The 25,485-nt window shown below is 63.7% G+C and carries 22 protein-coding genes; 14 read left to right on the forward strand and 8 right to left on the reverse strand.

What is annotated here, in order from left to right; all coding sequences use genetic code 11:
• Window positions 1-105: 105 nt before the first annotated feature.
• Window positions 106-837 (forward strand): cytochrome c biogenesis CcdA family protein, encoded by a 732-nt coding sequence (locus tag OWC48_RS27495; RefSeq protein WP_282522780.1) that lies wholly within the window; start codon window positions 106-108, stop codon window positions 835-837.
• Between the two features lie 35 nt (window positions 838-872).
• On the opposite strand, the gene OWC48_RS27500 is transcribed toward OWC48_RS27495, so the two are convergent.
• From OWC48_RS27500 to OWC48_RS27515, 4 genes are all read right to left on the reverse strand, one after another.
• Window positions 873-1,523: an HAD family hydrolase gene (locus tag OWC48_RS27500; RefSeq protein WP_282522781.1), complete on the reverse strand. Its 651-nt coding sequence runs from the start codon at window positions 1,521-1,523 to the stop codon at window positions 873-875.
• A gap of 69 nt (window positions 1,524-1,592) precedes the next feature.
• Window positions 1,593-2,735, reverse strand: coding sequence for a mandelate racemase/muconate lactonizing enzyme family protein (locus OWC48_RS27505; protein WP_282522782.1), 1,143 nt, complete (start codon window positions 2,733-2,735; stop codon window positions 1,593-1,595).
• A 22-nt stretch (window positions 2,736-2,757) separates the two neighbouring features.
• A complete protein-coding gene (locus tag OWC48_RS27510; protein WP_282522839.1) occupies window positions 2,758-4,215 on the reverse strand; it encodes a sensor histidine kinase in 1,458 nt (485 codons plus the stop codon).
• Window positions 4,216-4,560: 345 nt separating this feature from the next.
• Window positions 4,561-4,905, reverse strand: coding sequence for a DUF1236 domain-containing protein (locus OWC48_RS27515; protein ID WP_282522783.1), 345 nt, complete (start codon window positions 4,903-4,905; stop codon window positions 4,561-4,563).
• Window positions 4,906-5,043: 138 nt separating this feature from the next.
• On the opposite strand from OWC48_RS27515, the gene OWC48_RS27520 reads away from it, so the two are divergent.
• Complete coding sequence (locus OWC48_RS27520; RefSeq protein ID WP_282522784.1) at window positions 5,044-5,277, forward strand: hypothetical protein; 234 nt, start codon at window positions 5,044-5,046, stop codon at window positions 5,275-5,277.
• Between the two features lie 148 nt (window positions 5,278-5,425).
• Here the strand turns inward: OWC48_RS27520 and OWC48_RS27525 are convergent, their stop codons facing one another.
• A complete protein-coding gene (locus tag OWC48_RS27525) occupies window positions 5,426-6,700 on the reverse strand; it encodes a serine hydrolase (RefSeq protein WP_282522785.1) in 1,275 nt (424 codons plus the stop codon).
• A 161-nt stretch (window positions 6,701-6,861) separates the two neighbouring features.
• Between OWC48_RS27525 and OWC48_RS27530 the strand changes: the two genes are divergently transcribed.
• Complete coding sequence (locus OWC48_RS27530; protein WP_282522786.1) at window positions 6,862-7,779, forward strand: intradiol ring-cleavage dioxygenase; 918 nt, start codon at window positions 6,862-6,864, stop codon at window positions 7,777-7,779.
• Between the two features lie 86 nt (window positions 7,780-7,865).
• Here OWC48_RS27530 and OWC48_RS27535 read toward each other — a convergent pair whose 3' ends face one another.
• The 3 genes from OWC48_RS27535 to OWC48_RS27545 all read right to left on the reverse strand — a co-directional run bounded on the left by OWC48_RS27535 (window position 7,866) and on the right by OWC48_RS27545 (window position 11,028).
• The gene (locus OWC48_RS27535; RefSeq protein WP_282522787.1) at window positions 7,866-8,162 is read right to left on the reverse strand and encodes a hypothetical protein; all 297 of its coding nucleotides are present in this window, start codon (window positions 8,160-8,162) and stop codon (window positions 7,866-7,868) included.
• Between the two features lie 234 nt (window positions 8,163-8,396).
• Window positions 8,397-10,133 carry a bifunctional protein-serine/threonine kinase/phosphatase gene (locus OWC48_RS27540; protein WP_282522788.1) on the reverse strand — a complete coding sequence of 579 codons (1,737 nt, stop codon included), beginning with the start codon at window positions 10,131-10,133 and terminating at the stop codon, window positions 8,397-8,399.
• Between the two features lie 55 nt (window positions 10,134-10,188).
• Window positions 10,189-11,028, reverse strand: coding sequence for a formate/nitrite transporter family protein (locus tag OWC48_RS27545; RefSeq protein WP_282522789.1), 840 nt, complete (start codon window positions 11,026-11,028; stop codon window positions 10,189-10,191).
• Window positions 11,029-11,700: 672 nt separating this feature from the next.
• Here OWC48_RS27545 and OWC48_RS27550 point away from each other — a divergent pair.
• The 11 genes from OWC48_RS27550 (at window position 11,701) to OWC48_RS27600 (ending at window position 25,439) form a co-directional block, all read left to right on the forward strand.
• The gene (locus OWC48_RS27550; RefSeq protein WP_282522790.1) at window positions 11,701-13,011 is read left to right on the forward strand and encodes a CmpA/NrtA family ABC transporter substrate-binding protein; all 1,311 of its coding nucleotides are present in this window, start codon (window positions 11,701-11,703) and stop codon (window positions 13,009-13,011) included.
• Window positions 13,012-13,072: 61 nt separating this feature from the next.
• Window positions 13,073-13,972, forward strand: coding sequence for a nitrate ABC transporter permease (gene ntrB, locus OWC48_RS27555; RefSeq protein ID WP_282522791.1), 900 nt, complete (start codon window positions 13,073-13,075; stop codon window positions 13,970-13,972).
• Between the two features lie 13 nt (window positions 13,973-13,985).
• Window positions 13,986-14,780 (forward strand): ABC transporter ATP-binding protein, encoded by a 795-nt coding sequence (locus tag OWC48_RS27560; protein ID WP_282522792.1) that lies wholly within the window; start codon window positions 13,986-13,988, stop codon window positions 14,778-14,780.
• A gap of 336 nt (window positions 14,781-15,116) precedes the next feature.
• Window positions 15,117-16,508, forward strand: a complete 1,392-nt coding sequence (locus OWC48_RS27565; RefSeq protein WP_282522793.1) for an MFS transporter — start codon at window positions 15,117-15,119, stop codon at window positions 16,506-16,508.
• Between the two features lie 122 nt (window positions 16,509-16,630).
• Window positions 16,631-17,059 (forward strand): globin family protein, encoded by a 429-nt coding sequence (locus OWC48_RS27570; protein ID WP_282522794.1) that lies wholly within the window; start codon window positions 16,631-16,633, stop codon window positions 17,057-17,059.
• A gap of 10 nt (window positions 17,060-17,069) precedes the next feature.
• On the forward strand, window positions 17,070-18,287 hold the full coding sequence (locus OWC48_RS27575) for an NAD(P)/FAD-dependent oxidoreductase (protein ID WP_167768250.1): 1,218 nt from the start codon (window positions 17,070-17,072) through the stop codon (window positions 18,285-18,287).
• A gap of 14 nt (window positions 18,288-18,301) precedes the next feature.
• Window positions 18,302-21,001: a nitrate reductase gene (locus tag OWC48_RS27580; RefSeq protein ID WP_282522795.1), complete on the forward strand. Its 2,700-nt coding sequence runs from the start codon at window positions 18,302-18,304 to the stop codon at window positions 20,999-21,001.
• A gap of 290 nt (window positions 21,002-21,291) precedes the next feature.
• Window positions 21,292-22,353, forward strand: coding sequence for a metallophosphoesterase (locus OWC48_RS27585; protein ID WP_282522796.1), 1,062 nt, complete (start codon window positions 21,292-21,294; stop codon window positions 22,351-22,353).
• A gap of 200 nt (window positions 22,354-22,553) precedes the next feature.
• Window positions 22,554-23,450: an SMP-30/gluconolactonase/LRE family protein gene (locus OWC48_RS27590; RefSeq protein ID WP_282522840.1), complete on the forward strand. Its 897-nt coding sequence runs from the start codon at window positions 22,554-22,556 to the stop codon at window positions 23,448-23,450.
• Window positions 23,451-23,469: 19 nt separating this feature from the next.
• Window positions 23,470-24,309 (forward strand): aldo/keto reductase, encoded by an 840-nt coding sequence (locus tag OWC48_RS27595; protein ID WP_282522797.1) that lies wholly within the window; start codon window positions 23,470-23,472, stop codon window positions 24,307-24,309.
• A 188-nt stretch (window positions 24,310-24,497) separates the two neighbouring features.
• Window positions 24,498-25,439 (forward strand): DMT family transporter, encoded by a 942-nt coding sequence (locus OWC48_RS27600; RefSeq protein WP_282522841.1) that lies wholly within the window; start codon window positions 24,498-24,500, stop codon window positions 25,437-25,439.
• Window positions 25,440-25,485: the final 46 nt, after the last annotated feature.

Raw genomic sequence — 25,485 nt, forward strand, 5'->3', positions numbered from 1 at the left:
GTTGTGCGCATTCCCCGGCATCGGCTACACCAGAGCCGGTTCGGCTCCCGCCCGCGCGCATTCCCGGCGCGCGGCCAAAGAGCCTGAGATGGCTCCGACTGCATCATGCAAAATGTCTCGATCCCGGCGGCCCTGATTGCCGGCCTCGTCAGCTTCCTCTCTCCCTGCGTTCTGCCCCTGGTTCCGCCCTATCTGATCTATCTCACGGGCGCCACGATCGAGCATGTCGAGAACGAGGAGCCGGCCTCGGCGTCCAAGCGCGCCATCATGATGTCGGCGCTCTTGTTCGTGCTCGGTTTCTCCACGGTGTTCGTGGCGCTCGGCGCCAGCGCCTCGCTGATCGGCGGGCTGATCCGTGCCTGGTCGGCCGAGCTGTCGATCCTCGCCGGCATCGTCATCATCATCATGGGCCTGCATTTCCTGGGACTGACCCGGATCGGCCTGTTGATGCGCGAGGGGCGCCTGACCGCGCCTAAGCCCGTCGGTCTCTGGGGCGCCTATGTGATGGGCCTCGCTTTTGCCTTCGGCTGGACGCCGTGCATCGGCCCGATCCTTGCCGCGATCCTCTCGATCGCCGCGGCGGAGGCGACGATGACGAAGGGGGCGGGCCTGCTCGCAGTCTATTCGGCCGGCCTCGGCATTCCCTTCCTGATCGCCGCCCTGATGATCGAGCAGTTCTCGAAACTGTTCGCGCGCATGAAGGGCCAGCTCGTCAATGTCGAGCGCGCCATGGGCGTCCTGATGGTGATCACCGGCATCGGCTTCCTCACCGGTGCGGTCTCGAATGTCAGCATCTGGCTGCTGGAGACGTTTCCGGCGCTGCAGACAATCGGGTAGGGTGAGCGGAACGGCGAGGCCCGGAACAGAGCGGATCATTCCATCCGCAACAACACCGGAAGCTCGCTCATACGATGAAAGACCTCGTCGCAGACGGCTGCCAGCTCTCGCTCAACTCCGGAATCACCCCCGGTAAAACCGAGGACTCTCATGCCCGCGGCCTTTGCTGCGCGAATTCCGGACAACGAGTCCTCAACGACGACGCAGCGTGAGGGGTGAGCGCCCAGCGTTTGCGCCGCATGCAGAAACAGGCCGGGGTCCGGCTTCCACGAACCCACCTCGTACGCGCTAAAGATGCGTCCTTCGAAGCGCTCCAGCAGTTTCGTCAATCCGAGTGCATGCGTGAGCTTCGACATGGGTCCGTTAGACGCCACGCAAACCGGAACGGCAATCTCAGCCAACGCCGCATGGATTCCTTCGACAGGCTTCAGTTCGGCGTCAAACGCCAGTGCGGTGGCTCGTCGAATGTCGGCGATGAATGTGTCTCGGACGCTGCGGCCTAACCGGTGCTCGATTTCGCGCACGCAATCCGCCATCTTTACCCCTCGGAAAGAACGTATGGCGTCTTCCAGGCTGATCGCGATGCCCTCCTCAGATGCCGTTCGGACCAAGACGGTCAGCGCAATGATTTCACTATCGACCAGAACGCCGTCCGAATCGAAAATAACGAGCTCGGGACTTGTCATCCTTGCGATGCTCCAGACACATCATTCATCGGGACCTCTCGCTATATCCGGGACCACGGCGATTTTTGACTACACGCCTTGACTCACCGCGAAGCGCGCGAGCGCCTCACGATCAATCTCGATGCCCAGTCCCGGTCCGTCGGGAACGCGCACGACACCCTTCGTGTGCTCGATCGGCTCCTTCAGGATCGTCTGCCGGATCGGATGTTCGGTGCGGTCGAATTCCAGCATCGGCTCGATCGGCGCAAGCGAGGTCGGCGTGTGCAAAGGCAGCACGGCGAGAAGTTGCAGCGAGGCCGCGATCGCAATCCCGGTGCCCCAGACATGCGGATTGTAGCGGATGCCGAACGCCTCGCTCATGTCGGCGATCTTCTTGCATTCGGAGAGGCCACCTGCCGCGCAGGTGTCGGGCTGGGCGATGTCCAGCGCATGCGATGCGAACAGGGCGCGGAAGCCGAAGCGCGTGAACTCGCACTCGCCGCCGGCGATGGGAATCGTCAGCGCGGAGCGCACCGCACGATATCCCGCGACGTCCTCCGGCGGCACCGGCTCCTCGAACCAGCCGATGTCGTAGCGTTCGATCATGCGGCCGAGCCGGATCGCCGCCACTGCGTCAAAGGCGTGGTTCGCATCGACCATCAGCGCGACATCAGGGCCGATCGCCTCGCGCACCGCGCGCGTGACCGCGGCATCCTCGGCAATGCCGAAGCCGACCTTCAGCTTCACTGCGCGGAAACCCTCCGCGGCATAACCGGCCGCTTCCTCCGGCAGGTATTTGAGCGGATCGCCTGATTTGCGCCGGTACAGCCCGGTCGCATAGGCCGCAATGTCCTTGCGCGCCGCACCGCCGAGAAGCTGATGCGCGGGCACGCCGAAATGCTTGCCCCTGATGTCCCACAACGCGATGTCGATGCCGCTCAGGCCCTGGATCACGACGCCCTTCTGGCCGTGATCGCGCAAGCGGGCGTAGACCATTTGCCACAGCACGTCGGTGCGCAGTGGATCCTCGCCGATCAGCCAGGGCGCGATGCTCTGCACCACCGCCGCCGTCATCCGCGCCGGCCCGTAGCATTCGCCCCAGCCGGTCAGGCCGTCATCCGTCTCGATCTCGACCAGCATCGCGGTGCGCGTGTCGTACCAGGCGCGCGAATAGGCGAAGGGCTGCGAGAGCTTTGCTTCGAGGATGTGCGTGCGCACCTTGGTGATCTTCATCGCCGATGTTCCTTCAATCCGTTCACCGCGCCTCGTCCAGCACGCACATCACCGTGCAGACGACGCCGTGCGGCAGGAAGTCGACGGTTGCCTCGCCGCCGAGCTGGTCGCGCGCGCTGCGCTCGATCAGGCGCGAGCCGAAACCGCGCTGCACCGGCTCCGTCACCGGCGGTCCGCCGATCTCGCTCCAGATCAGCCGCAGCCGCGACTTCGGCGTGTCGGCGATGACCTCCCAGTCCAGCGTGACCCGGCCGGTCTCGTTCGACAGCGCGCCGTATTTCGCGGCGTTGGTGGCGATCTCGTGCACGATCATCGACAGCACCACGGCGAGCCGCGGCGACAGCGGTACGGCGGGGCCGGCCATGCGGATGCGATCGGGATTGCTCAGCAGGAACGGCTGGAGCACGCGCGCGATCACATCCCTCAGCTCCGATCCTGCCCATTTCTCCTGGCTCAGGAGATTATGCGCCTCGGCGAGCGCACCGAGCCGTCCCTCGAACTTGGTCCGCTCGTCCCGGCTTGAACTTCGGAAGGTCTGCACCGCGATCGCCTGCATCAAGGCCAGCGTGTTCTTGACGCGATGGTTGAGCTCCTCGATCAGCAGATTGTGCAGCATCTCGCCGCGCGCGATCGTGGTCGCCATCCGCACCGCGAAGGTCAGGCCGGTCAGCAGCAGGATGCCGCCGATCAGGCTGGTGATCGCGATGTCGCGCCAGAGCGGGGCGATCAGCGAGCTCTCGGCGACACCGGCCACGACCGTCCAGCCGGTCAGCCGCGACCTCGTATAGGCCGAGGACAGCGCGACGCCGTCGAGAGAAACGCTGGAGAGGGTCGCCTCCGGCGCTCGGGCCATCGCATCGTTCAGTGCGCCGGAGGCCTGCTTGCCGAACGTCTCGGCCGGATTGGGCGCGCGCGCGAACACGCGACCCTTGGTGTCCAGCAGCGACACCGTCCACTGATCGTTCGGCCGCTGCTGCTCGACCAGTTTCTGGAATGTCGCGATCGGCGGGCTGAAGGAGAGCGCGTAGACGACCTCATCGTTGCGCAGCACGGGAACCTCGACGGTCACGATCGGCCGGTTCTTGGTCGAGCCGGTGAACAGGTCGGAATATTGCGGCGACTTGCTCGCAAATACCCGCTCGACGATCTCGCGATTGTTGCGGGGCGGCAGGTTTGTCGTTTCACGCGTGACGGTCGAAAACAGCTGGTGCCCGCTCCCATCCGCCACCAGCAGGACGCTGTCCTCGCCATATTGGCTGATGAACCCGGTTGCCAGCCGGCGGAAGTCGTCGAAGTCGCCGCTTTGCAGGGCGTTGCTGAGCGCCAGCACCTGCAAGCCGCCGGTCATTCGCTGCACTTCGGAATCGAGCACGAGGCGCATGCTTCGCACCGTCTCCAGCACGCGTCGTGTCGCGTCGCTGCGGTCCTGGCGGTAGTTGGAATAGGCAATACCGACCGCAAAGACGATCAGCGGCAACATCGTTCCCGTGACCAGAAGAGCGAGCCGGACCGGCAGAGTGAGCTTTGACAAGCGCGGGCGTCCCGGTTCCAGCGCAGCGGCGCCGGATTATGATTTTGGGGAGACCATACGGGTGAGACTTCCACCGCGCCACGATTTTCGCGTCCGGCGGGCACGTGAGAGAGGGATTTTGCAGCGCGGTCGCGGGCGTCCGCGCGTCAAGTCATGCCGATCGCGGTCAGCAGCAGACACATGGCATAGACCGCTGCCAGACTGAGCCCGGCGATCCGGCCTCTCGGTGAGATGTCATCGTGAGCTCCAGGGGAAGCGACCGCCTTGGAAGGCGGCCGCGCTGGTCAATCCTGATCAATCGATTTCCTGAACGACTGTGCGCGAGCCGGGATCCACCAGCATCACGCGTTCGCCGGAGTAGACGTAGCGATACTTCGTTAGTGACGGACCCCAGTCCGCCGGGACGGCCTCTAGCTCGACGTCGCTCGGCACCGTCGCGCCGACGATGATCTTTTCCTGCGTCGTGACCGGACGGACGCGGTGCTCGGTGACGTAGGATCTGATCCTGGTCCGGTATTGCGGCTCGATCTGAACCGTTGCCGCGTGACCGGTTCCGGTGGTGGTCACCACGGTGGATTGCGCGAAAGCGCCGGTCGAAATCAGGACGGCCGCGGCGGATAGCAGGAACAGCTTCTTCATCTTGTTCTCCTCACAGGAATAAGCGCTGCACCAACATCCCGCCGCGGGCGCCGTTCCCCGACGTCAGGAACAAATTGCGACTTTTTCCCGTTAGCGGATCGACCGGACTGAAATGCCCGGCAACTGGAGGAGAAGATAATGAAGATGAAGCTTGCGACTGCAGCCTTGATGATTGCTGCATTTTCCCTGCCGGCGTTCGCGGCCGACGAGTTCTATGTCGTGCAGGACGTCAAGACGAAGAAGTGCACGGTTGTCGACAAGAAGCCGACCGAGACATCCATGACCGTCGTCAGCCCGTCGGGCACGATCTACAAGTCGCGCACCGAGGCCGAAAGCGGCATGAAGACCGTCAAGGTCTGCACGTCCAACTGAGGAGAATGACGCGATGCCCGTTCTGATTTTGTGGGCCGTGCCCGCCGTTCTGGTGATCAGCGGCGGCATTTATCTGATCGGCCATATGCACTAGCAATGACGGGCCCTCGCGATCGATCGCGAGGGCCCGTTTTCGTTGAGACGCAGATCAGAGATTGCTCTCGGTGATCGCGGCATAGACCATGCTGCGCAGTTCGCGCCGGAGCGGATAGGCGCTCGACGGCAGCACCTGCGTCATGAAGATGGCGATCAGCTCCTCGGCCGGGTCGATCCAGAACGAGGTCGTGGCCGCGCCGCCCCAATTATATTCACCCGGGCTGCCGGCGATCAGCGTCTCCGCCGGCCGCATGGTCACGGCGAAGCCGAGGCCGAAGCCGATGCCGTTATAGGTGGCTTCCGAGAACAGCGAACGCGACACTTCCGGCAGCGCGCGTCCGCCCGGAATGTGGTTGCTCGTCATCAGCGCCAGCGTTTTCGGCCCGAGCAGGCGGACGCCGCCCAGCTCGCCGCCATTGAGCAGCGCACGGCAGAAGGTGAGATAGTCGGCGACCGTCGAGCAGAGTCCGCCGCCGCCCGAGATGAACGAGGGCGGGGACAAGAACGAGCTCTTGGTCGGGTCGTCCTGGAGCGTCAGGCCCTCGCGGCGCTGGCCGGCATGGAAGGTCATGCCGCCACCGGGATCGGCGGAATAGCAGGCGGCGAAGCGATGCGCCTTGGAGGCCGGCACGTGAAAATCAGTGTCGGTCATGCCGAGCGGATCGAGGATGCGCGTTTTAAGGAACTGCTCGAAGGGAATCCCGGAGATCTTGCCGACGAGATAGCCGATCACGTCGGTCGCGACCGAGTAGTTCCAGGATTCGCCCGGCGAGAACTCCAGCGGAATTTTCGCCAGCGCCTCGATCATGCTCTGCAGCGTGCCGGCTTTCTCGACCTCGCCGATCTTTTCGGTGCGATAGGCGGCATCGACGTTGGAACGCTGCTGGAAGCCGTAGGTGAGGCCGGCGGTGTGCCGCAGCAGGTCGACGATCAGCATCGGCCGGGACGGCGGCCGGGTCAGGAAGGCCGGCGCGGTGCCGGCGACGAACACGCCGAGATCCTTCCATTCCGGAATGTATTTGGCGACGGGCTCGTCGATCGCGACGAGGCCTTGCTCGACCAGCATCATGAAGGCGACGCTGGTGAGCGGCTTGGTCATGGAATAGATGCGGTAGATGGTGTCGTCCTTGACCGGCACCTTGCGCTCGACGTCGGCAAAGCCCTGCACCGAGCTGTGGGCGACCTTGCCGCGGCGGTAGACCAGCAGGTGCGTGCCCGGGAAGCGGCCGGCATCGATGTAGCGGCTCTTCAGATGCGCATCGACGCGGTCGAGCGCAGCCTTCGACATGCCGACGGATTCGGGCGAGGCGGGGGTAGGGGCGAGCATCAGTTCCTCCGGGCGTTTTGTCGGAAAGTTGATAGCGAAATGCAGGCCCCATTCCAAGCCGGTTGCGCTTAACGCGGCCGGGCCTGCTGGTGTAGGCTGCACCCTGGAACGCCTCCAAGGAGCCCATCCGGGCCAACGAGAAAACTCAGGGCAAACGCACCATGACCCAGTTCAACGAGACCGAACTCACCGAAGCCGTCGTCAAGAGCTTCGACAATACGCCTGATCCGCGGGCAAAATTCCTGCTCCAGGAATTGGTGAAGTCGCTGCACGATTACGTGAGCAAGACCGGTCTCACCTTCGAGGAATGGGAATACGCCATCGATTTCCTGACCCGCACCGGCCACAAATGCACCGACACAAGGCAGGAGTTCATCCTGCTCTCCGACGTGCTCGGGGTCTCCATGCTGGTCGACGCGGTCAACCACAGGGATCGCGAGGGCGCCACCCAGACCACGGTGCTCGGCCCGTTCTATGTCGGCGAGCACAAGGTGACGGCGCACGGTACCGACATCTCGCCGAACAATCAGACCGGCGAGCGGATGTTCGTGCAGAGCCGCGTCACCGACCTCAAGGGCAAGCCGCTCGCGGGCGTTCCCGTCGACGTCTGGCATGCCGACGATGACGGCTTCTACGATTCACAGAAACCGAACTACGACGAGGTCGGCGCCTCGGCGCGGGCGCGCTTCATCACCGACAGCGACGGCCGCTTCTTCTTCCGCACCATTTTGCCGTGCAGCTATCCTATTCCGACCGATGGCCCTGTCGGCGAGATGATCATGCAGACCAAGCGCCATCCGATGCGCCCCGCGCATGTGCACTTCCTGGTCAATGCCAAGGGCTACGAGCCGCTGATCACCCACGTCTTCATGGACGGCGACAAATATCTCGATTCCGACGTGGTGTTCGGGGTCAAGGACGACCTCGTCGCCAAGGTCGAGCCGCGCAACGATCCCGCGATGCCTGATGGCCTCAAGGCGAACGGGCAGTGGCATTTGATGACCTACGAATTCCACCTCAAGCCCGGCGGCGGCATGGCGCCGAAGCCGCTGGGGGTGAAGGCGGAGGAGCCGGCGTGAGGAGACGCGAGGCGAGCCGGCCTTAACGCCCCCGGAGCGTCCCGATCAAGCAGGACGGATACCGCCTGTCCGTGCAGCGCGTGGGTTCACATGCCACTCCCTCCGCCACCGCCGCCGCCACCACCAGCTTGTCTGGACGCTTCGAGATTTCTGTCCAAACGACTGGGTTCATTAGGCGCGTAACCGAAAGCTCCCGGATAGCCCTTCTTCGATCCCATTGTTTGCGGCTCATGCAGCGGAGCGTAGCCGGAGACGCCCGGGTGATGTCTCTTGGAGATCTTATGCTGCAGACCAAGTGCTTTGCCTGGTACACCCTGCGCAAGCGCTGCTGGTGCGGCGGCGATGAGAGCGGCGGCACAAAGTGCGATGATCGTTGTCTTCACTTTTCGGTCCTCCCTCCTTGAAACAAAAGGGCCCGCGTCGCGGATTCAACGCCGTCGCGACGGCATAGTCGAGCGCAAAAACGTCTAGCCGCAATCAACCTTTAAACCCAGCTAGTCGCGCGATGTTTGGGCTATTTGGCCGATGTCGCATATGGGTCACCAGCGGCAATGCTCTGACGAACGATAATGGTTCCACTTGGCCGCTAGAAGTGGACGTCTGCGCCCTTCTGCGCCCTATCGCCCGTGCAGCAGCGCCAGCAGCACGACAACCGCGCAAGCAAGCGCTGCCGTGGTCAGCTTCCAGAACATCAGCGGGCTGCGCTCCAGGAGCGGCGTGATCCGTGTGTCGAGATAGGCCGAATTAGGCGTGCGAAGCTCGAAGACGAATTCGGACAGATCCTCGTGCCGATTGTAGGGATCGGGATGGAGCGCGCGCCTGAGCGCGCCGTCGACCCAGGCCGGCACGTTGCGGTCGTCGTCGGCCGGACGATACTGAAGTCTCCGCGCGTCCGCCTTGCGCCGGATCCTGGCGATCTGGGTGCCATAGGGAAGCTTTCCCGTCAGCATCTGGTAGCAGATCACGGCCAGCGAAAACATGTCGGAGCGCGGCGAGCCGCCTTGCCCAAGAAAATACTCCGGCGCCGTGTACTGGACCGTTCCCAGGATGTCGTCGGCCTCGTCTCGCGGCGCCGCCTCCGCGACGCCCGCGACCCTGACCGACCCGAAGTCGATGATCTTCGCGGTGCCGGTCTTGTCGATCATGATGTTATCGGGCCTGAGGTCCTGATGCAGCATTTCCATGCGGTGGAAGGCGCGCAGCCCCGCGGCGATCTGCTCGACCAGCCGACGGACGGTTTCGAGATCCGGGCGCGGATTGTCGGTCATCCACTGCTTCAACGTCTGCCCTTCGACGAATTCGGTCGCGACGTAGAGGTAGCTGCGCCGTCGCGACTGTGACAGCGGCTTCAGCACGTGCGGGCTGTCGATCCTGCGCGCGATCCACTCCTCCATCAGGAAGCGCTTGAGATAGGCGGCGTTGTCGCGCAAATCGATCGACGGCAGCTTGAGCGCGACCGGCGCCTCGGTCTCCATATCGACGGCGAGATAGATATGACTGCGGCTGCTGCCGTGGATTTCCCGGATAATCCTGTAGCCGTCGAAGACCGCTCGCGGCTCCGGCAGCGGCGGAAGCGGCAGCTGTGACGTCTGATTGAAGATACCGGCCGGCTCGCGCTGCGGCACCGCGTCGATGCGCAGGATCTGGACGGTGATGTTGTCGTCGCTGCCGCGCCGGTAGGCTTCCTCGACGATCGCCTTTGCCGCGCCGTCGAGCTCGGCTGCGTGCTCGCCGAGTGCGCTGGTGATGAAACGCTGATCGACGAATTCATAGGCACCGTCGGTTGCGAGGATAAAGGTGTCGCCGGCCTCGATCTCGAACGCCTGGTAGTCGATCTCGAGCTGAGGATTGATGCCGAGCGCACGGCCGAGATAGGTCTGCTCCGACGACACGATGATGCGGTGATCGTCGGTCAGCTGCTCGAGCGCCTTCCCGGCGACGCGGTAGACGCGACAGTCGCCGACGTGGAAGATGTGCGCGGTGGTCGCCTTGATGACCATGGCGGTCAGGGTGCAGACATAGCCCTTGTCGCGGTCATAGGCATATTGGCTCTTGCGCGTCTGCGCGTGCAGCCAGGAATTGGTCGCGTCCAGCACGCGCCGGGCGGAGGTCTTCACCGTCCAGGATTCCGACGTGCAGTAATAGTCCATCAGGAAGCTCTTGACCGCCGACTCGCTGGCGATCTGGCTCACTGTGCTGCTGGAAATGCCGTCGGCGAGAACGGCCGCGATGCCCTTCAGGCTGAGCAGCGGCTCTTCCGGAATCAGGACGCCGTGAAAATCCTGGTTGACGGGCTTGCGCCCCTTGTCGGAGTGCTGGCCGATCGAAATCAGGAGTCCGCGGGTCATCGTCATCACCAGGCGAAGGGAGCCTCACCCTGGTCGGGCGAGGCTCCTCTGTCGAGACGTATCAAGCCGCGACGCGGGTCGGCGCAGCCTTGCCGGCCTGGCGCTTCGGCTTGGTCATGACGTGGGTGGCGTAGAGGGTCATGCCGGTGAAGGCGAGGCCGCCGACGAGGTTGCCGAGTACGGTCGGGATCTCGTTCCAGATCAGATAGTCCATGATCGAGAATTTGGCATGGAGCATCAGGCCCGACGGGAACAGGAACATGTTCACGACGGAATGCTCGAACACCATGTAGAAGAACAACATGATGGGCATCCACATCGCGATGACCTTGCCGGGGACCGAGGTCGAGATCATGGCGCCGACGACGCCGGTCGAGACCATCCAGTTGCACAGCATGCCGCGCATGAACAGCGTCGCCATGCCGGTCGCGCCGTGCGCGGCATAGCCGAGCGTACGGCCTTCGCCGATGTTTCCAATGGCCGCTCCGACCTTGTCGGGGTCTTGCGTGAAGCCGAACGTCGTTACGAAGGCCATCATGAAGGCGACGGTGAAGGCACCGGCGAAATTGCCGACGAAGACCAGGCCCCAGTTGCGCAGCACGCCGCCAAGCGTGACGCCGGGACGCTTGTCGATCAGGGCGAGCGGCGAGAGCACGAACACGCCGGTAAGCAGATCGAAGCCGAGCAGGTACAGCATGATGAAGCCGACCGGAAACAGGAGCGCGCCAATCAGCGGCTGGCCCGTGTTCACGTTGATGGTGATGGCGAACCATGCGCCGAGTGCGAGGATGGCGCCGGCCATGAAGGCGCGGATGGCAGTATCCCGGGTGGACATGAAGATCTTGGACTCGCCCGCATCCACCATCTTGGTGACGAATTCCGAAGGCGCGAGATACGACATCAATGGTTCCTTTTGCTTCGTAAGTGAGATCGACACGCCCGAGAGAGCGCAGCTGAACATCATTGGCCGTGCGGGCAGCTCTGCCGCGCACGAGGGCTATGGAAGGTCTGGAAGCCTTGGGAATCGCGTCACGAGGACTGAGCCGGGAGGGCCGCGAAGCAGTTGAGCTTCCGGGATGCAGCCGCCAGAGGCTGCACCAATGCGGCAAGCCGCAGTCTTCGTTGACGTCAATGAAAATGCAAGTTGCGTGCCGTGTGGGAGGGTTGGAAAAGGTAAGCGATATCAAACGGATGCTGCGGCGTTGATCCGACTTTTGCGAGCGCCCGGCCTTTTGCTTGGGCGGCTGCACAAGATTTGTGCGGCGCACAAGGAACGAGCAATCCGCAAGTTCCGCGTGCGCAGCAGGCCTGCGACAGTCTGGCGCGGTATCAATAACCCATTCATTTTTCGATGCTTTTCGGAGTGGCGGGCTTGGCATGAAGCTTGAATCATTCAAGCCGACGCCATTGAAGCCGTCCCGCGAGACTTCTCATCCGATTTGCCGACGCCACCAGACGGGGGTCTCCCCCGCCATGCGTTCGCACGCGCCTCTTTCTGGCGTCACGGACGGACGGGCCGCTCGCGCGCACTGACGCCATCAATTCTGCAACGATGCAAAGGACGACACTGCCTATGACCAAGCGCACCCGCCAGCCCTCGGGCCTGAGCCGCCGTCAATTGTTGAAGGCCGCCGGCAGCACCGCTGCTCTTCTCGCCGCCGCCAAACTGAATTTTCCCGCCGGCGCCTTCGCGCAGGATGCAGGCCCCGAGGTCAAGGGCGCCAAGCTCGGCTTCATCGCGCTCACCGACGCAACCCCGCTGTTCGTCGCCAAGGAGAAGGGCATCTTCGCCAAATACGGCATGCCCGACGTCGAGGTGCAGAAGCAGGCCTCCTGGGGCACCACGCGCGACAACCTCGTGCTCGGCTCTGAAGGCAACGGCATCGACGGCGCGCATATCCTCACCCCGATGCCGTACCTGATCTCCTCCGGCAAGGTGACGCAGAACAACCAGCCGACGCCGATGTACATTCTGGCGCGCCTGAACCTGAACGGTCAGTGCATCTCGGTCGCCAAGGAATATGCCGACCTCAAGGTCGGAATCGACACCGCGCCCTTCAAGACGGCGCTGGAGAAGAAGAAGGCCGGCGGCAAGGCCGTGAAGGCCGCGATGACCTTCCCGGGCGGCACGCATGATCTCTGGATCCGTTACTGGCTTGCCGCCGGCGGCATCGATCCCGACAAGGACATCGAGACCATCGTGGTCCCGCCGCCGCAGATGGTCGCCAACATGAAGGTTGGCACCATGGATTGCTTCTGCGTCTGCGAGCCCTGGAACCTGCAGCTCATCCATCAGGAGATCGGCTACACCGCAATCACCACCGGCGAGCTCTGGGACAAGCATCCCGAAAAGTCGTTCGGCATGCGCGCGGCCTGGGTCGACAAATATCCGAAGGCGGCGAAGGCGCTGCTGATGGCGGTGATGGAAGCCCAGCAATGGGCGGAGAAGATCGAGAACCGCGAAGAGGCCGCGGTGATCTGCGCCAAGCGGCAGTGGATCAACTGCCCGGTCGAGGACATCACCGACCGCATGAAGGGCAAGTTCGATTACGGCACCGGCCGTGTCGTCGACAACTCGCCGCAGCAGATGCGCTTCTGGAAGGACCAGGCGTCCTATCCGTTCCAAAGCCACGACCTCTGGTTCCTCACCGAGGACATCCGCTGGGGCAAGTACGAAGCCGGCTTCGACACCAAGGCGCTGATTGCCAAGGTGAACCGCGAGGACCTCTGGAAGGATGCGGCCAAGACGCTGGGCGTCGCGGCCGCCGATATCCCGGCCTCGACCTCGCGCGGCAAGGAGACCTTCTTCGACGGCAAGGTGTTCGATCCCGAAAATCCGGCTGCCTATCTGAAGTCGCTCGCGATCAAGCGCGTCGAAGTCTGATGGAGCCCGCGGCCGCCGGCAGGCGGCCGCGTCGTCCTTTGAAGCCGGAGAGGGATTTTCAATGAACATGCCTGCCACGAAGATTGAGGTTGAGACCGCGACGCCTGCAGCAATCGCTGCCGCGCCGGTCGTCGCGATGACGCTCAAGCGTCCGCCGCGCGCCGAGACTTACGCCCGCATCGCCAGGGAGACCGCCGTGCGCGTGATTCCGCCGCTGGTCGTGATCGCGCTGCTGACGCTGGTGTGGGAGCTGGTGTGCCGCCGCGCCGGCTCGGCGCTACCGCCGCCGTCAAAGGTGTTCAAGGACACCAAGGAGCTGATCTTCGATCCGTTTTTCGATCATGGTGGCATCGACAAGGGCCTGTTCTGGCATCTCTCCGCAAGCCTCCAGCGCGTCGCGCTCGGCTACTCGCTCTCTGCCATCGCCGGCATCGCGCTCGGCGTGCTGGTCGGGCAGTCGGTCTGGGCGATGCGCGGGCTCGATCCGCTGTTCCAGGTGCTGCGCACCATCCCGCCGCTGGCCTGGCTGCCGCTGTCGCTCGCGGCGTTCCGAGACGGCCAGCCATCGGCGATCTTCGTCATCTTCATCACTTCGATCTGGCCGATCATCATCAACACCGCGGTCGGTATCCGCAACATCCCGCAGGACTACCGCAACGTCGCCGCGGTGGTGCAGCTCAACCCGCTCGAGTTCTTCGGCAAGATCATGATCCCGGCGGCGGCGCCCTACATCTTCACCGGCCTGCGCATCGGCATCGGCCTGTCCTGGCTCGCCATCATCGCAGCTGAAATGCTGATCGGCGGCGTCGGCATCGGCTTCTTCATCTGGGACGCCTGGAATTCCTCGCATATCAGCGAGATCATCCTGGCGCTGTTCTATGTCGGCATCGTCGGCTTCGTGCTCGACCGCCTGATCGCGGGCGTCGGCAAGATCGTCACCCGCGGCACGGCGCAGAACTGAGGGAGAAGGGTACATGACCGCCTATCTGAAGCTCGACCATATCGACAAGGTCTTTACCCGCGGCGCCGCCACCACGGAGGTGCTGAAGGACATCAACCTGACGATCGAGAAGGGCGAATACGTCTCGATCATCGGCCATTCCGGCTGCGGCAAGTCGACCCTGCTCAACATCATCGCAGGCCTGACCGGCGCCACCACCGGCGGCGTGCTGCTCGAGAACCGCGAGGTCAACTCGCCGGGTCCCGATCGCGCCGTGGTGTTCCAGAACCACAGCCTGCTGCCGTGGCTGACCGTCTACGAGAACGTCAAGCTCGGCGTCGACAAGGTCTTCGCCAGGACCAAGACCCGCGCCGAACGCGACGCCTGGGTCATGCACAATCTCAACCTGGTGCAGATGGCCCACGCCAGGGACAAGCGCCCCTCGGAAATCTCCGGCGGCATGAAGCAGCGCGTCGGCATCGCCCGTGCGCTGGCGATGGAGCCGAAGGTCCTGCTGCTCGACGAGCCGTTCGGCGCGCTCGACGCGCTGACCCGCGCGCATCTGCAGGACTCGGTGATGGCGCTGCATCAGAAGCTCGGCAACACCATTTTGATGATCACCCACGACGTCGACGAGGCGGTGCTGCTATCCGATCGCATCGTCATGATGACGAACGGGCCGAGCGCGCGCATCGGCGAGGTGCTGGAGGTGCCGCTCGCACGTCCCCGCAAGCGGCTCGATCTCGCGACCAACTCCACTTATTTGAAGTGCCGGCATCGCGTGCTCGAATTCCTCTACGAGCGTCATCGCTTCGTCGAGGCCGCGTAAACGAAGGTTTAACGCGGAAGATCCGCGCGCCTAAATAATCGACACCTCGCTCAATCCTTGTGCGCCGCACAAGGATTGAGCGAATCGCAAAATTTGCGAGCGAAATACACCTGGAACAATTTCGGGCAATGCGAACAAGCCCCTGAATTCCCTGTATTTCCCGAACGCGCGCAATTGGCACGGAAATTGAAATACCTTTTCCGACGCCAACGACGACGTCCCTCAACATCATCAATCAGCATCGTGAACTCGCCACCGGGGCATGGCCTCGGCGCGCGCCTCCGCGTGGAGGCTGAGCCTGCAACGACGCAGCGGTGAGCCTAGAAGGGATTATCAATGACGACGAATCCGACTCGAAATCCGACGTGGATTTCTGATTGGCGCCCCGAAGACGAGGCGTTCTGGAATGCGGGCGGCAAAGTGATCGCCCGGCGCAACCTGATCTGGTCGATCGTGGCCGAGCATATCGGCTTCTCCGTCTGGCTGATCTGGAGCATCGTCACCACCAAGCTGCCGCAGGCGGGTTTCCACTACACCACCGACCAGCTGTTCCAGCTCGTGGCGGTGCCAGGGCTGATCGGCGCATTGATGCGCTTCCCGTATACGTTCGCGGTCACGACCTTCGGCGGCCGCAACTGGACCATTTTCAGCGCGGCTGTCCTGTTCATCCCGACGCTGTCGCTCGCCTATTTCGTCAGCCAGCCGGACACGCCGTTCTGGCTGATGCTGCTGATCGCATCGACTGCGGGTCTCGGTGGCGGCAATTTCGCCTCCAGCATGACCAACATCTCCTTCTTCTTCCCTGACCGGATGAAGGGGTGGGCGCTGGGGCTGAACGCGGCCGGCGGCAATATCGGCGTCTCCAGCGTGCAACTGCTGACCCCGATCCTGATGACTCTCGCCGTCATCAACCTGTTTCAGGCAAGCCCTGTCGACGGCATCTTTCTTCAGAACGCCGGCCTGATGTGGGTGCTGCCGATCGCGATCGCGGTGTTCGGTGCGGTGTTCTTCATGAACAACCTGACCACGGCCAAGTCGTCGATCAAGAACCAGCTTGCCGTGGTCAAGCGCAAGCACACCTGGATCATGGCGTATCTCTATATCGGAACGTTCGGATCCTTTATCGGCTACTCCGCGGCGTTCCCGCTGCTGATCAAGACCCAGTTTCCGGCGATCTCGATCTCGATCGCGTTCCTCGGGCCGCTGGTCGGTTCGCTGTCGCGACCGCTCGGCGGCTTGCTCGCCGACAAGATCGGCGGCTCGATCCTCACCTTCTGGAATTTCATCGCGATGGCGGGCGCCACCGTCGGCGTGCTCTACTTCGTCGGGCACAAGGATTTCATCGGCTTCCTGTCGATGTTCCTGATCCTGTTCGTGACGACGGGCATCGGCAACGGCTCGACCTACCGCATGATCCCCTCGATCTTCCGCGAGCAGAACCTGTTCAGGGTGCGCGGCAAGGGCGATGCGGCGCGCGCGCTCGCGCTGAAGACGGCGAGCATCGAGAGCGGTGCGGCGGTCGGCTTCATCGGCGCGATCGGCGCGGTCGGCGGCTATCTGATCCCGACCGGTTTCGGCAAGTCGATCGCCATGACCGGCGGTCCGTCGCTCGCGCTCGCGATCTATCTCGCTTTCTATGCGTCCTGCCTCGGACTGACCTGGTGGTTCTACCTGCGTCGCAGCCCGCAGGGTGAGGGCGCGTCAAGCCTGGCCGAAGCACGTGTGTGACACTTGGCACGAATGTCGCTTCTCCCCGTACGCGGGGAGAAGACTCTCTGATGACGTTTGACCCATGAACCTTGTTCGCAACGGCGCGGACAAAGGCAGACCGAAACAGACAGGAGAACATCATGACGCCCGAACAGATTACCCTCGTCCAGCAGAGCTTTTCCAAGGTCGCGCCGATTTCAGAGGCAGCCTCTGTGTTGTTCTACGATCGCCTGTTCGAGGTGGCGCCGTCCGTGCGCGCGATGTTTCCCGAGGACATGACCGAGCAGCGCAAGAAGCTGATGGGCATGCTCGCCGCCGTCGTCGGCGGCCTGTCGAACCTCGAGACGATTCTTCCCGCGGCCTCGGCGCTCGCCAAGCGTCACGTCGCCTATGGCGCCAAGGCTGAGCACTATCCGGTGGTCGGCGCGACCTTGCTGTGGACCCTGGAAAAGGGGCTCGGCGAAGCCTGGACGCCCGAACTCGCCACGGCCTGGACCGACACCTATGGCGTGCTGTCCGGCTACATGATTTCCGAGGCCTACGGCGCACAGGCGCAGGCCGCCGAATAGGAGATGCCTTGTGAGTGAACCGCTGGTCATCGTCGGTAACGGTATGGCGGCCGCGCGTCTGGTCGACGAGCTCGCCAAGACCTCGCTCGGCCGCTACGCGGTCGCGGTGATCGGCGAAGAGCCGCGTCTCGCTTACAATCGCGTGCTGCTCTCCTCCGTGCTGGCCGGCGAGACCGGCTCGCATGAGATCGAGCTGAGACCGGCCGATTGGTGGCGCCATCGCGGCGTCACGGTGCGCTACGGCTATCGCGTCACCGAGATCGACACCGGCCGCCGCGAGCTCAAGATCGAAGGTGAAGAGAGCGTCGAATATTCCAAGCTCGTGCTCGCCACCGGCTCGACGCCGCTGCGGCTCAACGTGCCGGGCGCCGATCTCACGGGGGTGCACACCTTTCGCGACACGCGCGACGTCGATCTGCTGCTGACGCTCGCTGCGGCGAAGAAGCGCGTCGTCGTGGTCGGCGGTGGCCTGCTCGGGTTAGAGGCGGCCTATGGCCTTGCGAAAGCCGGCGCGCCGGTGACGCTGCTGCACCTGATGGACCGGCTGATGGAGCGCCAGCTCGATCTGCCGGCGGCCGACCTGCTGAAGACGCTGGTCGAGCGCAAGGGCATCCGCATCCTGCTCAATGCATCCACCGCCCGGATTCACGGCGAGGGCCATGTCGAAGCTGTCGAGCTTGCCGACGGCACGCGCATCGAGGCGGATGCCGTGATCTTCGCCGCCGGCATCAGGCCGAATGTGGCGCTTGCCAAAGAGGCGGGAATCGCGGTCAACCGCGGCATCGTCGTCAACGACGAGATGCAGACGGCCTCGCCCGACATCTACGCGCTCGGCGAATGTGCCGAGCATCGCGGCACCTGCTACGGCCTGGTCGAGCCCGCTTACGAGCAGGCGCGCGTGCTGGCGCGGCATCTCGCCGGACGTCCCGCCGCCTATCAGGGCAGCGTGGTCTCGACCAATCTGAAGGTCTCCGGCGTCAGCGTCTTCTCCGCCGGCGACTTCATGGGTGGGGACGGCAGCGAGAGCCTGGTGCTGTCGGACCGCAGGCGCGGCACCTACAAGAAGCTCGTCATCGCCGACGGCCGGCTTACCGGCGCGGTGCTGATCGGCGATACCGTCGATGCGCTCTGGTATCTCGAGCTGATCCGCAATCGCGACAAGGTGACGGCGATCCGCACCGACATGATGTTCGGCCGCGCGCTGGCGCGTCCTTCCAAGGCGGCTTGATAAGGCAGCTCGATATGACGGCGATCGATCCCACGCTCCGCGCCACCAAGACGACCTGTCCCTATTGCGGCGTCGGCTGCGGCGTGCTGGCGACGCCCGATGGCAAGGGCGGGGCGGCGATCGCGGGCGACCCGGATCATCCCGCCAATTTCGGCCGGCTGTGCTCGAAGGGCTCGGCGCTCGGCGAGACCGTCGGACTGGAGAGCCGGCTGCTCTATCCGATGATCCGCTGCAAGGGCGTGCTGGAGCGCGTCGCCTGGAGCGATGCACTCGACCACGTCGCCCATCGCATGCAACACATCATCGCGCGCGACGGTGCCGACGCGGTCGCGTTCTATCTCTCGGGCCAGCTCCTGACCGAGGACTATTACGTCGCCAACAAGCTGATGAAGGGCTTTGTCGGCACGGCCAATGTCGACACCAATTCGCGGCTTTGTATGTCGTCCTCGGTCGCCGGCCATCGCCGCGCCTTCGGTGCCGACACCGTGCCCGGCTGCTACGAGGATCTCGACCAGGCTGACCTCCTCGTCTTCGTCGGCTCGAACGCGGCCTGGTGCCATCCCGTGCTGTTCCAGCGCATGCTGAAGAACCGGCAGGAACGTGGCGCGCGCATGATCGTGATCGATCCGCGCCGTACCGACACGGCCAGTGACGTCGATCTGTTCCTCGGTCTCAAGCCCGGTACCGACACCGCGCTGTTCTCCGGCCTGTTCGTCCATCTCGCCGACAATGGCGCGCTCGACCAGGATTACATTGCGCAGAACACGTCGGGCTTCGATGACGCGCTGGCGCGCGCGCGCAACATCGCCGGCAGTGTCACCGCGACCGCGCTTGCGACAGGCTTGTCCGAACAGGACGTCGCCGCCTTCTTCAAGATGTTCCGCGACACCGAGCGGGTCGTCACGCTCTATTCGCAGGGCGTCAACCAGTCGGCGCAGGGCACCGACAAGGTCAACGCGATCCTGAACTGCCATCTCGCCACGGGGCGCATCGGCAAGCCGGGCGCCGCGCCGCTCTCGCTCACCGGTCAGCCCAACGCGATGGGCGGCCGCGAGGTCGGCGGCCTCGCCAACCAGCTCGCCGCGCATATGAACTTCACCCCGCCGGACATCGATCGTGTCAGGCGGTTCTGGAAGGCGCCGCGCATCGCCACCCATGAAGGACTGAAGGCGGTGCAGCTGTTCGAGGCCATCAACCGCGGCGAGGTCAAGGCGCTGTGGGTGATGGGCACCAACCCGGCGGTGTCGCTTCCCGATGCGGATTTCGTACGCGAAGCGCTGAAGAAGCTCGAGCTGTTCGTCGTTTCCGAGAACGTGCTGTCCAATGACACGGTCGAGGCTGGCCCGCACGTGTTGCTGCCGGCGCTGGCCTGGGGCGAGAAGTCCGGCACGGTGACCAACTCCGAACGCCGCATCTCGCGCCAGCGCTCGTTCCTGCCGGCGCCGGGCGAGGCACGGCCGGACTGGTGGATTCTGAGCGAGACCGCAAAGCGTCTCGGCTTCGGCGACAGTTTTAGTTACAAATCCGCCGCCGACATTTTTCGCGAGCATGCCGCGCTCTCGGCGTTCGAGAACGATGGCAGCCGCGATTTCGACATCAGCGGGCTCACCTCGCTGTCCGATGAGGCGTTCGATGCGTTGAAGCCGGTTCAGTGGCCGGTGCGCGAGGGGCAGGCGTCGAGCGAGCGCTTCTTCGCGAGCGGCGGCTTCTTCACCAATGACGGCAAAGGCCGCTTCGTCGCGCCGGAGGTGCCGTCACTGCGCGGCGAGACCGGCCCGTCGCGCCCGCTGCGGCTCAACACCGGGCGCATCCGCGACCAGTGGCACACCATGACGCGCACGGGGCTCAGCCAGCGTCTCGGCGCGCATCTGCCGGAACCGTTCGTCGAGATCCACCCTGATGATGCCAGCAAATACGGCATCTTGCATGACGGCTACGCCCGCATCACCACCGATTACGGCCAGTGCATCCTGAAAGTCGTCGTCAGCGACCGTCAGCAGCGCGGCACCGTGTTCGCGCCGATCCACTGGAGCGCGATGAACGCCTCGCACGGCCGCGTCGGGGCGCTCGTGCAGCCCTTCACCGATCCGTTCTCGGGCCAGCCGGAGTCGAAAGCCACGCCGGCGGCGATCTCGCCTTATGAATACGTCTTCCGCGGCTTTGCGCTGTCGCGCGATCAGCTCAATCTGCCGCCGAACCTGATGTGGACTCGTGTCACGGTTACGGGCGGCTTCGGCTATCTCTTCGCCGACAATGCGGATCTGTCGCGCTGGCCGGCCTGGCTCGACGGCGTCGCGGGCGAGGACGTCGCCGACTATCGCGATTTCGGTGGCGGCGTTTATCGCGCGGCCTCGTTCGCGGGCGACCGCATCGAGACCTGCCTGTTCGTCGGCCCCGCGCATGATGCCGGCGACTGGGAGGTGGTGAAGAGTCTGTTCGTGGCCGATCACGTCACCGACGAGCAGCGCCGCATGCTGCTGTCAGGCAAATCGACGGAGGGCGCGGCCTCGACCGGCCCCATCGTCTGCGCCTGCTTCGGCGTCGGCCGCGGCACCATCTGCGACACCATCGCCGGCGGCGCGCGCACGGCGGCCGAGATCGGCGCCAAGCTGAAGGCCGGCACCAATTGCGGGTCATGTATCCCCGAGCTGAAGCGGCTCATTGCGACGACGGAGGTCGCTCCGGCGAAGCAGGCGAAGGTCGCGGCGGGGTAGGTGCTCCCGCTCTTGTAGCCCGGATGGAGCGAAGCGAAATCCGGGACCTCTCTCCGTGCCGCGTGGCGAGAACCCGGATTACGCTTCGCTCCATCCGGGCTACGAGCTCTCTTGTCATTGTGGTTTCATCCATGGGTTGTGTTACATTCTGACGCACCCGCACGGGCTCGCCGCCTGCTCTCTTTTCTTGCAACTTGATAAGATGCGGCTCAACTTGAGAGCGATTTTCACGAATGAATTTAAGATGGGCCCGAATTGCCGGGCGAGACATCGAGCTATTGGAGATGATGATGCTTCGACAGATTGCGGATGCTCTCTCGAACCACTCGCGTCGCTGTATTCGGGCGCTTCCGGTCGGCGCGTTGCTCCTGTCGATGCTCACCGCTGCGGGTGTCACAGTCTGCCGGGCCGAGAGTCCGAGTGGAGAGCCGATTGGAATCCTGTTGGCCGCAGGCGATATCACCGGTTGCCACCAGACCGGAAACAAACATGCGGAGGTGGCGGCGCAGATCCAGAAAGAGATCGACGCCGCCAACCAGGTTCCGGTTGGCATTCTGGCTCTGGGCGATCTGGCCTATGCGAATTATAGAAACCAGAAGCCGCAGCCGGGGACGTATGGGCCTTGCTTCGACAAATTCGCCGCGACATGGGGCGTGCACAAGGATCGCATCTTTCCCGTACCCGGCAACCATGACTATTCCGACGATATTACACCCAACAAGAAGCTTACGCCGGCAAAGCACTATCGGGACTATTTCGGACAGCGCATCGCCGAATTGAAGAGTGCGACGGGCATTTCATCTGGACCGCAAGACAAGAGGCTCAGCTTCGCCACGCGCTTTCCCGACAAGGAGGGGTGGCTGCTTGCCGGGTTGAATTTCTACGGCAGCGACGTCGATTCGAAGACATGGCTTAAGGAGCAACTCTCGGCATCGACGGCACGATGCGTTTTGGTTTTTACGCATCCTTTCTTCATCAGTTCAGGCGAGCACGGGCAGGGCGAAGCCTACACGCCGATAGCGAAGCTGATGCCCATCCTCTATGCGCAAGGCGCTACCGTCCTGGTATCCGGTCACGACCATCACTTGGAGCAGTTTCCGAAGGTCGATGGTGCCGGGAAGCGGGATGAGGCGAAAGGCGTGCGGCCGTTTGTGGTCGGCACCGGCGGTGCGACGCTGTACTCAACATACATCAAGCATCCACTGAGCGAGCGCTTTGCCAACAAGAGCAGGGGCTTTCTGAAGCTCACCCTTTATCGCGACGGTTACAAATGGTCGTTCGTCGCTGTTGACGGACCGTCGGTCGAGCTGCCTGTCGGCGAAGAGAGCTGCAATCGCAAGTCACCGGCCTGATCCCACGGGTTGCTCATTGGAGCGGCTTGGGCGGAGCTGCGCGCATTGCAGTCACGAATTCATTTGAAGTACATCTGCAAAAGTGCGTGGGGCGGTCGCGCAGCCTTGACGTCGGTGCCAATCGACGGCCGCCGCGTTGTGCCTTATGCTGACGCCCACTCCGTCCATCTCACGCAAAGTCAACAATCACAACAATCATGATGTACCTGGAAACGCCGCCGCGCTTGATCGAAACCAAGATCTTCTCCGCCATGCCCGACCAATTCCGCCGCAAGGGCGTGCGGACCGATTGGGCCGAGGCCAACCGGCCGGGTGTGCCGACCGATAGTTTCATCGAAGGGCCGTCGTTCGACAAAGACGGCAACCTCTATATCGTCGACATTCCCTTCGGCCGCATCTTCCGCATCGCGCCTGATGGCGCGTGGTCGCTCGTGATCGAGTACGACGGTTGGCCGAACGGATTGAAGATTGCCACCGACGGCCGCATCCTCGTGGCCGACTATATGCACGGCATCATGGAGCTCGACGCCGGGGCAGGGCGCATCAGGCCCATCCTGACCGCGCGCAATTCAGAATCGTTCCGTGGCTGCAACGATCTGCATCTCGCCTCCAACGGAGACATCTTGTTCACCGATCAGGGCCAGACCGGCCTGCACGACGCAAGCGGTCGTGTCTATCGCCTGACGCCGAGCGGCCGGCTCGATTGCCTGCTCGACACCGGCATCAGCCCGAACGGCCTGGTGCTCGACCCCAGCGAAACCGTGCTGTTCGTCGCCATGACGCGCGACAACGCGGTGTGGCGGTTGCCGTTCATGAAGGACGGCAGCGTGTCGAAGGTCGGCCGCTTCTGCTCGCTGTTCGGCACCAGCGGACCTGATGGCATGACCATGGACGCGGCCGGTCGCCTGTTCGTCGGCCACGCCTCGCTCGGCCACGTCTTCGTGTTCGCACCGAACGGGGAGTTGATCGCGCAGATCAAGTCGTGCGCGGGTCCGAGCTGCACCAATGTCGCCATCGGTGGCGTCAAGAAAGATCGGCTCTATATCACGGAGTCCGGGACCGGCAGCGTGCTGGTCGCGGATATCAGTGGCCTATAGAGCATCTGAAGGAACGAACATGAACACGAAACCCTTCGGCAAGACCGGCGCCAACGTCTCTGTCATCGGGCAGGGCACCTGGTATCTCGACCACGGCGACCGCAAGCGCGCGGTCGCGGCGCTTCAGCGCGGGCTCGATCTCGGCATGACCCACATCGACACCGCCGAGATGTACGGCGATGCCGAGCTCGTTATCGCGGATGCAATCGCAGGCCGCCGCGATGAAGTGTTCCTGGTTTCAAAGGTGCTGCCGAGCAACGCCTCGCGCGGCGGCACCATCACGGCCTGTGAGCGCTCTCTGAAGCGGCTGAAGACCGATCGTCTCGACTGCTATCTGCTGCACTGGCGCGGTTCCTATCCGCTCGAAGACACGGTCGCCGCATTCGAGGAGTTGGTGAAGGCCGGCAAGATCAAATCCTGGGGCGTCTCCAATTTCGACGCCGACGATCTCGACGAGATTCTCGACGTCTCCGGCGAAGGCCGCATCGCCTGCAATCAGGTGCTCTATCATCTGAAGGAGCGCGCGATCGAGCATGCGGTGATCCCGTGGTGCGAGAAACATGGCGTCGCTGTCGTCGCATACTCTCCGTTCGGCCACGACGATTTTCCCGCAAGCAACAGCAAGGGAGGTGCGGTGCTGGCACGCATCGCGGAGGCGCGTCGTGTGACACCGCGTCAGGTCGCGCTGAGCTTCCTCACCCGTGCGACTACGGTGTTCGCGATCCCGAAGGCCTCGTCCGCGGAACATGCCGGCGAGAATGCGGCGGCGGGCGATCTCGTGCTGACGAAAGAAGAGATTTCGGCGCTCGATGCGGCGTTTCCGCGCGGTCCGAAGCCGCGCAGCCTGCCCATGCTGTAGTGCACAAGCGCCTATTATTAATGGAGTATTGACGCGCGGGGTCGTCAGCGCATATCGGCATCCTGTTTTCGGAAGTTGTGAAAGCAGCGCATTTGTCGTTTTTTACGATCGTTCCCGAATCGTCGTTTTCCCAGGTTCCAGCCGTGACACCGCCGCCCGCCGTAGCCGCAAGGCTCGACAGTATTCCCATGCCCGTGCCGGAGAAGAAGCAGGAGGCTCGCCGCGCGCCTGCGCGCGTCGATCATCCCTTCAAGGGCATCGCGCTGGTGCTGCTGTCGACGGTGTTCCTCGGCTGCTCCGACGTCACCGCAAAATACCTGTCGACGAGCCTGCCGTCGATCGAGATCACCTGGATCCGCTTCGTCACGTTCGCGCTGATGTTCACGCCGGTGATGCTGCCGGGCTCGCCGCTGCATGCGATGCGCACCGATCGCCTCGGCCTGCAGCTGATGCGCGGCATCGCGCTGCTCGGCTCCTCGCTGTTCTTCATCACCGGTCTCCGTTTCCTCCCCATCGCGGAAGCCTCGGCCACCGGCTTCGTCTCGCCGCTGTTCGTCACCGCGCTGTCGATCATCTTCCTGAGCGAGAAGGTCGGCATGCGCCGCTGGATCGCGACCGCGATCGGTCTCATCGGCGTGATGATCATCCTGCGTCCGGGCTCCAATGCGTTTCACGCCGCCGCGTTCTTCCCGATCATCTCGGCATTCTGCTGGGCCGCTGCGCTGATCCTGACGCGCATGATGAGCGGGCGCGAAGCCGTCCTCACCACCATGGCCTATTCGGCGCTCACGGGCGTCGCGATCCTCAGCCTGATGGTGCCGTTCGTCTGGGTGACGCCGAGCTGGACCGCGATCGGGCTCGGCATCGTGATCGGCGTCGCGTCCACCGTGGGCCAGTGGATCATCGTGCTGGCCTATCGCTACGGCGATGCCTCGGTGCTGGCACCGTTCTCCTACACGCAGTTGCTGTGGGTCAGCATTCTGGGCTTCTTCCTGTTCGGCGAACTGCCTGACGTCTGGACCGTCACTGGTGCTGCCTTCATCGTCGCCAGCGGTCTCTACATCGCCCATCGCGAGCGCATCCGCCGCGCCCAGCTGCTGGTGTTGGAAGAGCGTTCCCCGAACCCCTGACGCAAGTTCGCGCGTCGCGCTTCGTGCTATCAACGGCGCCAACAAC

Source organism: Bradyrhizobium sp. Arg816 (assembly GCF_029989365.1).
Classification (GTDB): Bacteria; Pseudomonadota; Alphaproteobacteria; order Rhizobiales; family Xanthobacteraceae; genus Bradyrhizobium.

What these genes read in the sequence shown, in the direction of transcription:
- OWC48_RS27595 (WP_282522797.1), top strand. Translation starts at nt 23,470, where the DNA reads ATGAACACGAAACCCTTCGGCAAGACCGGCGCCAACGTCTCTGTCATC.
- OWC48_RS27580 (WP_282522795.1), top strand. Translation starts at nt 18,302, where the DNA reads ATGACGGCGATCGATCCCACGCTCCGCGCCACCAAGACGACCTGTCCC.
- OWC48_RS27495 (WP_282522780.1), top strand. Translation starts at nt 106, where the DNA reads ATGCAAAATGTCTCGATCCCGGCGGCCCTGATTGCCGGCCTCGTCAGC.
- OWC48_RS27550 (WP_282522790.1), top strand. Translation starts at nt 11,701, where the DNA reads ATGACCAAGCGCACCCGCCAGCCCTCGGGCCTGAGCCGCCGTCAATTG.
- OWC48_RS27560 (WP_282522792.1), top strand. Translation starts at nt 13,986, where the DNA reads ATGACCGCCTATCTGAAGCTCGACCATATCGACAAGGTCTTTACCCGC.
- OWC48_RS27525 (WP_282522785.1), bottom strand. Translation starts at nt 6,700, where the DNA reads ATGCTCGCCCCTACCCCCGCCTCGCCCGAATCCGTCGGCATGTCGAAG.
- OWC48_RS27590 (WP_282522840.1), top strand. Translation starts at nt 22,554, where the DNA reads ATGTACCTGGAAACGCCGCCGCGCTTGATCGAAACCAAGATCTTCTCC.
- OWC48_RS27570 (WP_282522794.1), top strand. Translation starts at nt 16,631, where the DNA reads ATGACGCCCGAACAGATTACCCTCGTCCAGCAGAGCTTTTCCAAGGTC.
- OWC48_RS27505 (WP_282522782.1), bottom strand. Translation starts at nt 2,735, where the DNA reads ATGAAGATCACCAAGGTGCGCACGCACATCCTCGAAGCAAAGCTCTCG.
- OWC48_RS27500 (WP_282522781.1), bottom strand. Translation starts at nt 1,523, where the DNA reads ATGACAAGTCCCGAGCTCGTTATTTTCGATTCGGACGGCGTTCTGGTC.
- OWC48_RS27520 (WP_282522784.1), top strand. Translation starts at nt 5,044, where the DNA reads ATGAAGATGAAGCTTGCGACTGCAGCCTTGATGATTGCTGCATTTTCC.
- OWC48_RS27545 (WP_282522789.1), bottom strand. Translation starts at nt 11,028, where the DNA reads ATGTCGTATCTCGCGCCTTCGGAATTCGTCACCAAGATGGTGGATGCG.
- OWC48_RS27515 (WP_282522783.1), bottom strand. Translation starts at nt 4,905, where the DNA reads ATGAAGAAGCTGTTCCTGCTATCCGCCGCGGCCGTCCTGATTTCGACC.
- OWC48_RS27600 (WP_282522841.1), top strand. Translation starts at nt 24,498, where the DNA reads ATGCCCGTGCCGGAGAAGAAGCAGGAGGCTCGCCGCGCGCCTGCGCGC.
- OWC48_RS27510 (WP_282522839.1), bottom strand. Translation starts at nt 4,215, where the DNA reads ATGTTGCCGCTGATCGTCTTTGCGGTCGGTATTGCCTATTCCAACTAC.
- OWC48_RS27585 (WP_282522796.1), top strand. Translation starts at nt 21,292, where the DNA reads ATGCTTCGACAGATTGCGGATGCTCTCTCGAACCACTCGCGTCGCTGT.
- OWC48_RS27530 (WP_282522786.1), top strand. Translation starts at nt 6,862, where the DNA reads ATGACCCAGTTCAACGAGACCGAACTCACCGAAGCCGTCGTCAAGAGC.
- OWC48_RS27540 (WP_282522788.1), bottom strand. Translation starts at nt 10,133, where the DNA reads ATGACGATGACCCGCGGACTCCTGATTTCGATCGGCCAGCACTCCGAC.
- OWC48_RS27565 (WP_282522793.1), top strand. Translation starts at nt 15,117, where the DNA reads ATGACGACGAATCCGACTCGAAATCCGACGTGGATTTCTGATTGGCGC.
- ntrB (WP_282522791.1), top strand. Translation starts at nt 13,073, where the DNA reads ATGAACATGCCTGCCACGAAGATTGAGGTTGAGACCGCGACGCCTGCA.